9 protein-coding genes are annotated in these 13,850 nt (G+C 47.4%); 1 reads left to right on the top strand and 8 read right to left on the bottom strand.

Features of this window, described 5'->3' with window-relative positions; genetic code table 11:
* Positions 1-3: 3 nt before the first annotated feature.
* The 3 genes from KJS57_RS08960 to KJS57_RS08950 all read right to left on the bottom strand — a co-directional run bounded on the left by KJS57_RS08960 (position 4) and on the right by KJS57_RS08950 (position 4,072).
* The gene (locus KJS57_RS08960) at positions 4-1,326 is read right to left on the bottom strand and encodes a glycosyltransferase family 4 protein (RefSeq protein WP_213654488.1); all 1,323 of its coding nucleotides are present in this window, start codon (positions 1,324-1,326) and stop codon (positions 4-6) included.
* 10 nt (positions 1,327-1,336) lie between these two features.
* On the bottom strand, positions 1,337-3,163 hold the full coding sequence (locus KJS57_RS08955) for a non-ribosomal peptide synthetase (protein ID WP_213654487.1): 1,827 nt from the start codon (positions 3,161-3,163) through the stop codon (positions 1,337-1,339).
* Between the two features lie 204 nt (positions 3,164-3,367).
* Positions 3,368-4,072 (bottom strand): response regulator transcription factor, encoded by a 705-nt coding sequence (locus tag KJS57_RS08950; protein ID WP_213654486.1) that lies wholly within the window; start codon positions 4,070-4,072, stop codon positions 3,368-3,370.
* Between the two features lie 396 nt (positions 4,073-4,468).
* Here KJS57_RS08950 and KJS57_RS08945 point away from each other — a divergent pair, with 396 nt between their 5' ends.
* Positions 4,469-6,190, top strand: coding sequence for an alpha-amylase family glycosyl hydrolase (locus KJS57_RS08945; RefSeq protein WP_213654485.1), 1,722 nt, complete (start codon positions 4,469-4,471; stop codon positions 6,188-6,190).
* A 78-nt stretch (positions 6,191-6,268) separates the two neighbouring features.
* Here KJS57_RS08945 and KJS57_RS08940 read toward each other — a convergent pair whose 3' ends face one another.
* The 5 genes from KJS57_RS08940 to KJS57_RS08920 all read right to left on the bottom strand — a co-directional run bounded on the left by KJS57_RS08940 (position 6,269) and on the right by KJS57_RS08920 (position 13,709).
* On the bottom strand, positions 6,269-7,939 hold the full coding sequence (locus tag KJS57_RS08940) for a glycoside hydrolase family 13 protein (protein ID WP_213654484.1): 1,671 nt from the start codon (positions 7,937-7,939) through the stop codon (positions 6,269-6,271).
* Between the two features lie 47 nt (positions 7,940-7,986).
* Positions 7,987-10,059 (bottom strand): methyl-accepting chemotaxis protein, encoded by a 2,073-nt coding sequence (locus tag KJS57_RS08935; RefSeq protein ID WP_244861458.1) that lies wholly within the window; start codon positions 10,057-10,059, stop codon positions 7,987-7,989.
* Between the two features lie 102 nt (positions 10,060-10,161).
* A complete protein-coding gene (locus KJS57_RS08930; protein ID WP_213654483.1) occupies positions 10,162-11,007 on the bottom strand; it encodes a sugar ABC transporter permease in 846 nt (281 codons plus the stop codon).
* The gene (locus tag KJS57_RS08925; RefSeq protein WP_213654482.1) at positions 11,004-12,299 is read right to left on the bottom strand and encodes a sugar ABC transporter permease; all 1,296 of its coding nucleotides are present in this window, start codon (positions 12,297-12,299) and stop codon (positions 11,004-11,006) included. The genes KJS57_RS08930 and KJS57_RS08925 overlap by 4 nt, the downstream gene beginning before the upstream one ends.
* An 84-nt stretch (positions 12,300-12,383) precedes the next feature.
* On the bottom strand, positions 12,384-13,709 hold the full coding sequence (locus KJS57_RS08920; protein WP_213654481.1) for a sugar ABC transporter substrate-binding protein: 1,326 nt from the start codon (positions 13,707-13,709) through the stop codon (positions 12,384-12,386).
* Between the last annotated feature and the right edge of the window lie 141 nt (positions 13,710-13,850).

Below are 13,850 nucleotides of genomic sequence, written 5' to 3'. Positions count from 1 at the left end.
GGCTCACCTTCTTTCCTGTAGCATCGCGATCAGACGTTCACGTTTCTCGGACGTGAGAGTTTGAACCCGTTCCAGCACATCGTGCTTACGGCGGTCTTGCCCCTGATTCACGGCCGATAACGATGTAGTCCCGCCTAAGTCTTGCTCTTCCGCCTTATCGATGATTTTTTGGAAGTAAGCTTCGAACGGCTCAATACCTAAAGCGGCATGAAACCGGGTGGCATGTTCATAAGAAGCGGCGGATAGCGCCTCATAATGATCTCGGTCCGTAGTCAAACGGTCCAGAGCTTCCGACCAAGGACCGAGTTCCTGCTCCGGAATGACGGGAATCGGTACGCTGTCCGCAAGCACCTCTTCCTTGACATACTGCCGTATCGGTCTGACCGGCAAAATGTAATCCAATTGCTGCTTCGCTTCCGGCAATCCGCCGACATGACTGGCGAGGACGGGGATACCGCGCAGCATCGCCTCGACGACGACCTGCCCGAACGACTCCCCCCACAGCGAAGGCATCAGAAACACCTTGGTCTGTTTGTAAATCTCGTTAATATTATCAGCCGGCTTCAAAATCGTAATGTTAGGAAGGGATCTCATTTCCTCCAGCTCGTCTTCCTTCGTCGCCCAGGTCGGAACTGCCGCAAATTGAAGATGAGGCATCATCCGCGCCAATCCGATAAAGATCGAAAACCCTTTAATCGCCGAGGGATTGATTACGGTAATATACTTGCTGTCGAAACTCGCCAAGAAAGGGAACGGCCCCGGACCGTACGAAGGAAAATAAATAACCTCGGAATCGACGCCGGCGTAGTCCGCAAAATAGTCTTTTAAATAACGGCTAACCGAAATGACGCCGTCCAATCTCTTGTACAGGCCGATTTTCGGCAGGTCCTCCTGAAAGCACTCCGGCCCGAATGGCAGCGTGGCTTGGCTATGCGATAGATAAATCGTGCGCGTACCGGTTTCCAGTACCGTTTCCAGCAGCAGATGGGTATTGTCCTCCGATACGACCGTGACGTCCGGAGAAAATTGTTCGTTCATACTCCTGATGAACGGGAACACCTTGAATTTTTCTTTTATCGTGTAAGAGATGACGCCATTTTTTAAAATGACCAGCTTCTCACCGGGATGATTCTCCAGTACTTCAATTGCGCCGGAACGCAGCTGTGCTGCCAAAAGCTCTTCGAATCCGTTGATGGACACCGCGGGAGAAATCACGCGGCATTCATGCCCCTTCGCTGCAAGTCCTTCCATCAGGATACGGTTGGCTTTATGCGCCCCGCCGTACGGATAAAGGTACTCCATCGACTGAACCAGCAGTATTTTCATGATCTCCCTCCTAGGCCTGATTTTCCAGCTCGGCAAGCAACAGCTCTAACTCGGCAGGATCAAGCTGCTCCAACTGATATTGCTCCAGCGTTGCAGCCATTTGCTCAATAGTCGGCTGGGTCCCGAAAATAATATGCAGCGGAACATCTCCTCCGATAAGCGAGCGGATGCGAGATACGATTTGCGTAGCCATTAACGACTGTCCGCCAAGTTCGAAAAAGTTGTCGTGTACGCCAACCTTATCGAGCTTCAACACTTCGCTCCAGATCGCGGCAAGCTCTTTCTCCAGGTAACTGTTTGGAGCGACGTAAGGAACACCGAGATCCGGCCGGGCATCTTCCATGGACGGAAGATGATGACGATCGATTTTGCCGCTGGTCAACAGAGGGAATTGCTCCAAAAACAAATAGCGGGTAGGAATCATGTAACTCGGGAACTTCGACAGCAGGTAACTGCGAAGCTCGCTGATATTCGGCTTGACGCCGTTTGCCGCTTTTAAATAAGCGCCCACGTAATTTTTGTCGGCGTTATAAACTACCACCGCCTCTTCGATCCCGCCATATTCCCTCAAACTATGCTCCAATTCCCCAAGCTCGACTCGAATCCCCGACACCTTCACCTGATGATCGGCTCGTCCTACCCATTCCAACGCTCCATCCGGCCTTCTCACGCACAGATCGCCCGTACGATACAACCGGTCGCTGTAACCGTCTACAAAAGGGTTATCCAGAAACGCCTTGTCCGTCAGCTCCTGTGCATTCAAATATCCGCGAGCCAGACCGAGGCTGGAAATGTACAATTCCCCGGTTTCGCCGGATTCCACCGGCTCCATACGGGCGTTCAGCAGATAGACCGCACTGCCGGCCAGCGCCTCCCCGAGGGAAACCGAAATATCGTCGGTCTTGCAATGATGAATCGTGGCGCAAACCGTCGTCTCTGTAGGCCCGTAGGCATTAAGAAAACGGACTCTCGGCGCCCAGTACTGAATCAGCTTCCTCGTGCAGGCCTCGCCTGCGGTAATCAAAGTTTTAAGATGGGGTAGTTCTTCCTGCGGCAGACCGTTCAACAGAGACGGCACCAAGGTAACCACGGAAATCCGCTGCTCATTCAAGATCCGGTGCAGGTCATCCCCTGCATAAGTCCCTTCCTCCGGCAGAAGCACGAGCGTGGCTCCGGCGATCAGCGTCGTAAAGATCTCGGAGACGGAAGCGTCAAAAGAAAGAGAGGCATATTGCAGCACTCTGTCCTGGTTGTCCAGATGAAACTGCTCGATTTGCGCAAGCACAAGGTTAGGGATGCCGCGATGCTCAATCTGGACCCCTTTCGGTCGTCCGGTCGAACCGGAGGTATAAATGACGTAAGCCAAATCGGAAGGAGCGCTATTTACTCCAAGATTTTCTCCGGACAGCTTGCAAAATTCATCGTATTCTTGATCCAACAGCACCACGTCAGTCGTAACGCTTGCCACAGCTTGCCGAACCGCATTTATTTTTGATTCCAAGCGAGTAGTTGAAAGGATAGTCTTGATGTCCGCTTCGGCTACCATATGCGCAATCCGTTCTTCCGGAAGGGCCGTGTTGATCGGTACATAGGCGGCCCCGGACTTCATTACGGCAAGGACTGAAACAATCAGATCGGGCGAACGCTCCAAGAAAATTCCGATCAACTGCTCCGGTCCTGCGCCCTTCTCTTTCAAATAGCGGGCAAGCCGGTTCGCTCTTTCGTTGACTTCCCTGTAACTTAACCGAGTTTCGCCGAGTTCCAGACAGCAATGATCGGGATACCGGCTTACAACGTCTTCAAACATCTTGTAAATCGCGGAAAAATGTTGGTCCATGCTTGTCCCCCTTTGGATTTTCTGCCGATCTTTCCGGCTCTTATTCTTTCAGGCTTTCCTACGCAGACTTACCGGCCTAAGCACTTGTGCAAACGTTAGCACCAATGACAATATCTTAACAATTCAAGTTAAAGTTCAGTTAAAGTCCAGCCAAGAAAATACATAAAATTTAATTTGGTTTCAAAGGATCCAGAGACGATTACCTCATTGTGCGGCTTTGCCGTTAAATTTGTAGCCGGCTCCCCTAACGGTGTGAATATAGAACGGGTCACTGGGATTTAATTCGATTTTTTGCCGCAGATTGTAGATATGCACCATGACCGTCCGGAGATCGCCAAGCTTGTTGTCGCTCCAAATCAAGTCATACAAGGATTCGATGTGAAAAATACGATTGGGGTGTTTGGCGAGGAGCACGAGAAGTTGAAATTCTTTGGCGGATAACAGGGTTTCCTGGCCGTGAGAAGTGACCGACTGAGCCGACAGGTCGATTTCTAAGCCCGGAAAATGCAGCAAATGCCGCTGATTTACCGGAAAAGTGCCCTTATATCTACGAATCAGCGCCTGGACCTGTGCAAGCAGCAGTTCAAGGTTCAGCGGTGTTCGGATGTAATCGTCTCCGCCTGCGCTTAACCCGGAGATGGTCAATGCCTCATCGGAACCGGTGCACAGCAGAAGAATCGGGCTGTCGCTGAACCGCCGGATTTCAGTGCATAAATCAATGCCCACCTTAGCGGAGTTCGTCATATCGACCATAATCAGGGTTGGAGCGTGGGCACGAACCAAAGTGACGACGGCCGACTGGTCCGCCGGGCTGCAGAAGACATCGAACCCGTGCTCAGACAGAAATCGAAACAGAAAGTGGCATAAACTATTATTGTCACAGACAATAATCATTTTTTCACGACTCAATCTCCGTATCCCTCCTAATGATTTTGTGCAAGCGTTATCACTTATTTATATCATTTACAAAACCGTGCTCCTCGTCAACGATCAATTGGTACTTTATGTAATAATGGTTCTAAAGTTCTACTTTTTATTAAAAATAATTTAAATAAACCCATTTAATTCCTGTATTGTGAACGGTATTCACTTATCAGCGTACAATCCATACCGTGTAAACAGTGATAAAAGCATAGTAATTCATTGTAAACTAGAGAAAGTGTGTATTATCTCCAACCTAATCGCCCACAATCATCCCGTATGGCTTTTTTAGGCAGATTTTTCGAGTGCAAACGTTTTAACAAAATGTTAATCTCAGGTATGATGAAGACATTATCAAGTATGTGATAGGGGGAATAAAAATCCATGACTAAGCAACATCCCAAGCTTTTACGTCAATCCGTAAAATGGATTGGAAGCGCTGCCTTAACGGCTGTTCTCCTAGCAGGCTGCGCCTCAGGATCCGGCAATAATGCTTCTGACGCCGCTAAGAACAACGGGGCGAACGCGAACACTTCAAATGCTGCGAATCAGCAGAATGCCGGAAATACCGGTAAAACTTCTCTCAAACCAGTCGCTATAGACACACAGCCATCGACGGTTTATTACGAGGTGTTTGTCCGTTCTTTTTATGATTCCGACGGAGACGGAATCGGCGATTTCAAAGGATTGACGGAAAAGCTCGATTACCTGAACGACGGGAATCCCGACACGGACGAGGATCTGGGAATCGGCGGAATCTGGCTGATGCCGATCAACCCTTCGCCGAGTTATCACGGATATGACGTATCCGATTACCGGAATATTAACCCGGATTATGGCACCCTGGAGGATTTCAAAACCTTTCTGGACGAAGCCCACAAGCGGGGAATTAAGGTCATCATGGATCTCGTCGTCAATCATTCCAGCAAAGAGCATCCCTGGTTCCTTGATGCCGCCAAGAGTAAGGATAGTAAATACCGCGATTGGTACATTTGGGCCGAGGACCAGAATTTGAACACTGGCGGAACGAGCGCGGCCGGTAGCGGAAGTCCTTGGCATTCGGCGGGCGGCAGCCATTACAAAGGCATCTTCTGGGAAGGCATGCCCGATCTTAACTTTGACAATCCGGAAGTCCGCCAAGAAATGAAGGATACCGGCCTATTCTGGCTGGAACAAGGCGTCGATGGCTTTCGGCTGGATGCGGCAAAGCATATTTACGAGGATATCCTGACCGACAAAGGGCAGGAAACAACCGATAAAAACGTGAAATGGTGGCAGGAATTCCGCGAGAGCCTTGTGGGAGAATATCCAGATACTTATCTCGTCGGAGAAATCTGGGATCCGTCTCCCGCTTTAATTGCGAATTATCTGGATAATGCGCTTGAATCCGGTTTTAACTTTGCCCTGTCGGAAAGTATCATCAGTGCCGCCAAAAGAGAAAAAGACAACAATATCGGGTTTCCCCTGAAAAAGGCTTACATCTTGTATAGTGAAAAATCCGGTGGCAAGTTTGTGGACGCTACATTCCTGAGCAATCACGATATTAACCGGGTCATGACGCAGCTTGAGGGGAATACCGACCATGCCAAAATGGCTGCTGGATTGCTCCTGACTCTGCCGGGCAACCCGTTCCTTTATTATGGCGAAGAAATCGGCATGCTCGGCGCCAAACCGGACGAAAGCATCCGCGAACCGATGCAATGGTATGCAGGGGGTAAAGGAGAAGGGCAAACCACCTGGGAGCCTGTAAACTTCAATACCGGCGAGAAAGGCTCCAGCGTTGAAGAGCAGCTCTCTGATCCGGACTCCCTCCAGTCCCATTACCGTAAACTGATCGCCATCAGAAACAGCGTGCCTGCGTTGCAAGACGGTACGATCAGAGATATGGATTCCGGTAATGACTCTGTCACCGCTTTTCTCCGTCTAAACGAGCAGCAGACCGTGCTGGTAGCGCATAATCTTACGGGGACCGAGCAAAGTATCGATCTGTCTAAAGCCGGAGATGACTACAGCTTTAAGTCCATTCTGAAGGCAACCCGTGAAGGGGCAACCTTGAACGGCAGCAAGTTGACGATTCCGGGGTACACGACCTTGGTTATCGAATAATAAAAAATGCGGCCTGCAGTTGCCATATCCCATTTCGGGTTCTAGCAACTGCAGGCCGCTTTTGTTTCTCTCGATAAACTATTCGCTTAATAAGTAAACTCGTGCTTCATAGGGTTTTAGTGTAAGCTCCGAAATAGTTTGCTTCTGGTTCACTTCAACATTACTGAGAAGCAATTTCGAAGATGCATAATCGACGCCCTGAGGAAGCTCAATCTCAGCCTCTTCCGCAAAAAGATTGCATACTACCAACAGATTCCCCCGTCCGAGCGTCCGGGTATACGCGTATACGCGAGCATGCTCAGGCAGGATCAAGTCATACGTTCCATATACTGCAACCGGATGGGCTTTCCGCAAAGCGATCAGCTTTTTGTAATACTGATAGATTGAGTCCGGGTCTTCCATCGCCTTTTGCGCGTTAATCTCTCTGTAATTCGGGTTCACACCGAACCATGGCTTCCCTGTGGTGAAGCCCGCGTTATCCGAATCATCCCACTGCATCGGCGTCCGGGAATTGTCCCGTCCGTTCTTCCAGATCACCGGCATGATTTCCTCATGACTCTTTCCGTTCGCCTTCTCGATGTGATACCAGTTCCTCATCGACACATCGTTATAGTCTTCAATCGTCGGAAATTGTACGTTGGTCATTCCGATTTCCTGGCCCTGATAAATAAACGGCGTTCCTTGCATCAGAAAATACATCGTCGCCAACGCTTTGGCCGACGTATCCCAATGCTCCCCGTCATTCCCCCAAGTGGACACCGAGCGGGGCTGGTCGTGGTTCTCCAGGAACAGCGCGTTCCAGCCTTTGCCTTCCAGACCCTTCTGCCAGTCCGATAGGACCTCTTTCAGTTTTAACAGATCGAGCCCGTTGTGCAGGCTCTTCTGCCACAATCCCAAATGCTCGAACTGAAAGATCATATCGAACTTTCCGTCTTGTTCGCCTACCCAGAGATCCGCCTCGGATACACTGACCCCGCTGGCTTCGCCGACGGTCATAATGTCATACTTGTCGAACGTTTCCCGTTTGAGTTCTGACAAAAGCTCATGGATACCTTCGCGATTCATATGTCCAGCTTCTGACGGCAAATACCTCAGGTTGTTCGGATTCGGCATATCCGGGAATCCCGCCGTCTTCTTAATGTGAGAGATGGCATCCACCCGGAAGCCGTCGATTCCCTTATCCAGCCACCAGTTGACCATGTCGTAAATCTCGCCTCGCATCTGCGGATTCTCCCAGTTAAGATCCGGCTGTCTCCGCGAAAAAACGTGCATAAAATATTGCCCGGTCTTCTCGTCGTACTCCCAAATCGAGCCGCCAAACAAGCTGGCCCAGTTGTTCGGCTCCATCCCGTCCTTGGGATCGGCCCAGATATAATAATCCCGTTTCGGGTTATCCAACGAGGACCTGGACTCGACGAACCAAGGGTGCTCATCTGAGGTATGGTTAATCACCAAGTCCATGATCAGCTTCATGCCCCGCTCATGCACTTTCCGCAGAAGTTCGTCAAAATCCTCCATCGTCCCGAATTCTGACATAATATCCCGGTAATCCGAAACATCGTATCCGTTGTCATCGTTCGGCGATTTGTAAATCGGACATATCCAGATAACGTCAATCCCCAATTCCTCCAGATAATCCAACTTGGATATCACACCCTGTAAATCACCGATGCCGTCCCCGTTGCTGTCCATAAAGCTTCGCGGATAAATCTGATAGGCCACAGCCTCTTTCCACCATACGTTGTTCATTTTGAAACTCCATTTCTATAATTATGTCGAATCCAGATGCAAATCTGCTATTGCTTCCCATCCGCCGATTCTATCTGAAACACGCTTAATGATTGTTTCAGCGATTCCGACAGTTCCTCCAGACGGTTGGATAAGCGTACGAGCTCTTCACTTACCTTATACTGCTCGGATGACATGGAGGCCACTTCCTCGGTGGAAGCGTTCGTCTGCTGAACGACCGAGCTAACACTCGTAATAAAATCGCGCAATGCGTTTTGGGAAACCATCAATTCCTTTACGGAAGCCGAAGAAGCCTGGATTTCCCCGGTAAAGCTCTCCATCTCCCGGCTAACATCTTGGAAAATCTCGGAGGCTTCCCTTACTGAGGCAAGCTGCTCATCGAACATCGGCGTTACGCTCAGCAGGACGTTGACCGTATCTTCGATCGCAGCCTGGATTTCCTCGGTCATGGCCGAAACATTCTGGATCGAGTCATTCGATTGGGCCGACAACTTTCGGATTTCTTCAGCAATTACCATAAAGCCCTTGCCCGCATTTCCTGCACGCGACGCCTCAATCGAAGCATTCAACGACAGAATGTTCGTCTGCTTCGTCATTTCAATCATCGGTGCCAAAATACTCCGGATCGAATAAGTGCTTCTGCTCAGTTTGCCGGAGTTTTCTTCAATCATAGCGGTCATTCGGGATACCGCTTCTGTCTTGTCCACCAATTGCTCCATATAATCCCGGCCCTGACGACTCACCTCGATGACACGCCCTGCCGATTCATCCATGGCGTCATTCAAATCGGCCACCCGGTTCATTCTAACGCCTATTTCTTCCGCCAAATCCGTGCCCTTGTCCGCCTCTTCTGCCAAGCTCGACGCACCCTGTGCGATTTCGCCCGTAGCAGCGGCAATCTCGCCTGCCGTTTGGGACGTATCCCGCGAGGCCTTGGTTAAGTTTTCAGCGGTAACCAGCAATTCTTGAGTGGACCCGTTGGTCCGGTCGACCAGCAACGAGATTTGCCCGAGCATGTTATTGAAGCTCTGTCCAAGGCGCCCGATCTCATCCCTGCTCTTAAAATTCGTACGAACTTTCAGATTCCCGCGCTCGCCTTCCTCCATCAATCGGGACAACTTCTGCAACGGCTTGCCTACCATTCTGTACAAATAGTAGCCGATGGCCGAAGCAACCAGGATCGCGAAGAGCAGAACAAACAAAGTTACATAAATCAACCTATCCGCCGCACTCAAAAAGTCGCTTTCGGGGGCATAACCGATGAGCCGCCAATTCACGGTTTGCAGCTGTCTGTAGACAACAAGCTGCTTGATTCCTTTTTCATCGGTAGTGGTAAAGGAAGCATCGCCGCTTTTCACTTGATCCTCATCCAAGCCAATGAACGATTTGGATTCAATTAACTCTTTATCCGCCGAATGGACAATGACATTGTCCGGCGTAATAATGCGAACCTCTCCGGATTTACCAATTTTCAAATTAGACAGCGTATTTAATATTGCCTTGTCTTTTATTTCGATCAACAGGATGAACTCGGCTTCCGGGCGCTTCAAATTTTGCAGTACCCGCCCCATCGTGATCGTAGGTTCATTTAAACTTTCAAAGAAGCCTTTCTTCAGGCCGGGAATCCATACGGGCTTGCCGGCTCCATCGATCATGCTTTGGATTCTTGCCTTTACATTTTCATTGTCCTTCTGGGTTCCGCTCGCCCCGGACGAGGCATAAATACTGGAGAGGTCTTTATTCACCAGGCGAATCCCCAGCAAACGGGCATCTGAGCCTTTCATCGCGTCCAGCTTGTTCTTGATTCTTGTTTCCGCATCCGTTTTTTTAATGATTCCGACATCCGGTGTGGTCACCGTTTCCAAATCCACCTTCAAGACCTGATCGACCGCCATTTGACGGGATATCGACTCGTATTCCGCAAAGAGAAAGTCCAGCTTGTCCGCAGCTTGTTCAATAGCTTGCGAAGAGGCTGTGCCAACCTGTCCCCGAATAATTTCTTTGGACATCATATAAGAACTTATTCCGAGAATTGCTGACATAAGTACAACGGTAACGAACAAAATCATAAACAGCTTCATACCAACCGACTTAAATTGAATCAGACCTCTAAGCTTCAACTTCTGTCTCCCCCTTTGACGGACAAGCCTATGTATTGAAAAATAAGGGTATAAAGTCTCAGATAACTTCGGTTTCTGAGATTATACCCTTGGCAAAACTCGTTACCCTTTGCTCGCTCCGGACGTCAATCCTTCAACCAGCAAGCGCTGCATGAAGATGAAGAGAATTGTAATCGGAACCGAGATCAGTACCGCACCTGCGGCAAACACGGTAAAGTTGGTATTTTGACTATTAGCAACCATATCCCACATCCCTACAGCCACCGTCCATTTATGCTTAGAACGTAGAATCAATCTTGCGAAGATAAAGTCAACCCATGGTCCAACAAATTGTAATAAAGCAAGATAAGTCAGAATTGGTCTAGACAAAGGCAAGATAATGGAGCCAAATATTCTGAAATTACTTGCTCCATCGATACGAGCTGCCTCATCAAGTGATCGTGGTATCGTATCAAAGAAGCCTTTGGTAATAAGGGTTAGTCCTAAAGGAGCCCCCGCAGCATACACCATAATAAGTGCGAGGTGAGTATCTATAAGGCCCCATTCTTTAAATAAAAGAAAAATAGCGATCATACTCATGAACCCTGGGAACATCCCTAGTATTAATAGTACTGACAATGCATTTTGACGGCCGCTAAAACGAAATCTTGAAAGAGCATAGCTAGTCAGCAAGGTAAGCAATACGCCTAAAATCATCGAAGCTAGAGATACCTTTAACGTGTTCATATACCATTGCGGAAACATGACTTGGTTTGAAGTAAATAACTCTCTAAAATGGTCTAGCGTAAATTCCTCTGGGAACAATGTTTTACTATACAGCGATTTCCCGGGGCGAACAGCTCCAAGTATGATCCAAAGCGCAGGGTAAATCGCGGCAATAGACAATATAATCAATACGATATAACTCGACGTCAAACGAATACCATTCCGTACTTTTAGCCGGCTCATTGGATCATATCCTCCTCTTTAAATGACTTGGTTCTGCGATAGTTGTAAATCGAGAACGAGGCAATGATCAAAAAGATAATAATACCTATTGCTGAAGCCATGTTGTATCGGTTACTGGTCAATGTAAGTTTATACAACCAGGTTACCAGCAAATCTGTTGCCCCTGCGTTTTGATATGACCCTTTGACCGGATCACCTCCGGTTAGGAGGAAAATAACGTTGAAGTTATTTATATTTCCTGCAAACTGTGTAATTAAGGTTGGTGCAGTAGTAAACAGGATCATTGGTAATGTAACGATTCTAAATTTCTGATATCCCGTAGCACCATCCACCTCGGCAGCTTCGTACATATCTTTCGGAATAGTCGTCAATACCCCCATAATTAAGAGCATGGATACCGGCACGCCTACCCACATATTAACTATGATAACCATTGCTCTTGCCCATGTTTCATGTGTCAGCCATGGCGCTCCCGGTATTCCAAAGTAGTTCAAATACTGATTAATCGGGCCGAATTGGCCATTAAACATATTTCTCATAACTAGAAGTGAAATGATTTGTGGTATTGCGTAAGGAATAATTAAAATTGTTCTCCAAAAGCCTTTAAATTTAATTCCTTTTTGGTTAATAAGCAATGCCACAAACATACCGCCGAAGTACGTAGTTACTGTAGATAATACCGCCCAGATGATCGTCCATGTAAGAACTCCGTAAAAGGTTTTACTCCAGCTCTTTAGAGCCAACAAATTTTTAAACGTGTCAAATCCCACCCAGTCTACCAACATGGTCGGCGGGATATGTTTTGGAGCCGAGTAGTTTGTAAATGCCAGCATAATCATGAATATAATAGGCATTACTGTGAAAAACAGTATACCAATTGCCGGCAGAGTTAAAAACGTAACTGCAAATTTATAATCCAAAACGTAGCGAACGGATTGTTTGAAGTTATTAGGCTGTATGCCACGGTCTCTTTCTTCTCCAATTTTCCTAGCATCTCGAATATTTAAATAGTAAGCAATCAAGAATAACACAAGATAGATCAACGTAATCAAACTTTGAATCATTATAAATATCGAATGGTCGTAATCATTAAGATTAGCAGGGGTTCTCGGGGTCTCACCTAATGTAACTATCCCCCAAAAAGCATATCTTAAGTTAAGAATGAAGTAGCCGACACTAAATATTCCAAATGCTAGAAAAATCAATCCTTTAATAATTTGGCGGTTATATATTTGTCCCAAGCCCATGAACAGTACTGACAGTATCGTTGCTTTGTTCCGATGCTGACCCATTTCCCTACCTTCTCCTCTCCCTCGGAAATCAAGGTTACCCGCCGCTATTGGCGGCGGGTAATAAATTTATTAGGGTGATCGGGTTTACTCCGCAGCTACCCCGTTGTTCAAATCAGTAATTTGTTTAACTGCATTTTCAAGAGTAGCTTTTGCATCTACATCTTTGTTCCAAATGTCAGCAAAAGCTGCATTTGCCGCACCCCAAACGTTATTCATTTCAGGAATCGAAGGCATTGGCTCCGAATTCTTGGCTTGCTCTGCAAATCCAGAAATAAATGGATCGTTCTTGATTTGATCCGTTTCCAAAGCTTCCAAGTTAGTAGGAATGGAACCAATCAATTCACTGAGAAGCAATTGTGCATCTTTATTTGTTGCAAAATCTGCATACAATTTAGCGGCATTTGGATACTTAGTGAATGAACTCACATCATATGTTTTGATACCGGAGAACGTAATAGCTGTTTTACCAAGAACCGTAGGAACTGGAGCTAGACCCAAATTGTCCCCGAGAGCTTCTTTATATGCTGCAAGTTCCCATGGACCGTTGATATCCATCGCTACATCTCCTGCAGTGAACAAGCCACGTTTAATGTCGCCGTTGATATCACCGCTTGGTACAGGAAGAATTTGTTTAAGATCTTGGAAAACTTTCATGCCTGCAAGGGCTTCAGGGGTTGCAAGACCGATATCGTCTTTGTTCGTCCCGTTATCACCGAAGAGATATCCACCATTACTTGCGATGAATGGGTAGTTAAAATACAAGTTCCCGGATTCCCACATAAGAGCGTATTTTTTCTTGGTTTTGTCGGTGAATGTTTTACCGAACTCAATTAACTCTTCAAATGTTTTTGGAGCCTCAGGGATCAGAGACTTATTGTAATATAGAGCTGTCGTTTCGGCCGCTCTTGGGTATCCATACAATTTACCATCATAGGAAGCACCAACAATAGACGCCTCTGTATTTCTTGATTTCGTTTCCTCTCCAAATACATCATTTTCCAAGATCAAACCGGTAGTTACAGCATTACCGATGTGGTCGGAAGGAATTACGATGATGTCTGCTCCAAGACCCGACGGACCGTCAGTAGTCAATCTACCGATTTGATCCGGAACCGGTACTTCTTCAACACGGACCTTTACACCATATTTTTCTTCAAACTTTTGAGCGATTTGCTCGGTAAAGGCAATTTCTTCTCTACTTTCCCAAATGAGAAGCTCTGCGCCGTCTTCAGGCTTGATCTCTTCTGTCGTTGCTTCATTGCTGCCGGTATTCTGATTCTCTGCTGCCGTGTTGGACGGCGCAGGCGTGTTCGCTGCGTTGTTGGTTTTGTTGCCGTTGCCTCCGCATGCTGTAATGGATGCAGCCAGTGACAGCGTAGCGAGTAAAACTAATGTTCTCTTGAATTTCATAAAGCTAACCCCTCCCAAATTTTATACAAAGCAAGAGTTACAGAATTTTGCGCAAACGATTTCAGAGATGAATGATAAATTCCTAGTTTTTTTTGTTTCTTCAGGGAATTGTTCATCTTTCCCGAATAGAAAGCGCTTTAT

The sequence above is a fragment of the Paenibacillus vini genome, from assembly GCF_018403325.1.
Lineage (GTDB): Bacteria > Bacillota > Bacilli > Paenibacillales > Paenibacillaceae > Fontibacillus > Fontibacillus vini.
Note: the sequence above shows the minus strand (reverse complement) of the source record. Positions and strands in the feature narration are given on the sequence as shown.

Coding starts and splice junctions, on each gene's coding strand:
- KJS57_RS08955 (WP_213654487.1), bottom strand. CDS start 3,163: ATGGACCAACATTTTTCCGCGATTTACAAGATGTTTGAAGACGTTGTA.
- KJS57_RS08960 (WP_213654488.1), bottom strand. CDS start 1,326: ATGAAAATACTGCTGGTTCAGTCGATGGAGTACCTTTATCCGTACGGC.
- KJS57_RS08945 (WP_213654485.1), top strand. CDS start 4,469: ATGACTAAGCAACATCCCAAGCTTTTACGTCAATCCGTAAAATGGATT.
- KJS57_RS08925 (WP_213654482.1), bottom strand. CDS start 12,299: ATGGGTCAGCATCGGAACAAAGCAACGATACTGTCAGTACTGTTCATG.
- KJS57_RS08930 (WP_213654483.1), bottom strand. CDS start 11,007: ATGAGCCGGCTAAAAGTACGGAATGGTATTCGTTTGACGTCGAGTTAT.
- KJS57_RS08940 (WP_213654484.1), bottom strand. CDS start 7,939: ATGAACAACGTATGGTGGAAAGAGGCTGTGGCCTATCAGATTTATCCG.
- KJS57_RS08920 (WP_213654481.1), bottom strand. CDS start 13,709: ATGAAATTCAAGAGAACATTAGTTTTACTCGCTACGCTGTCACTGGCT.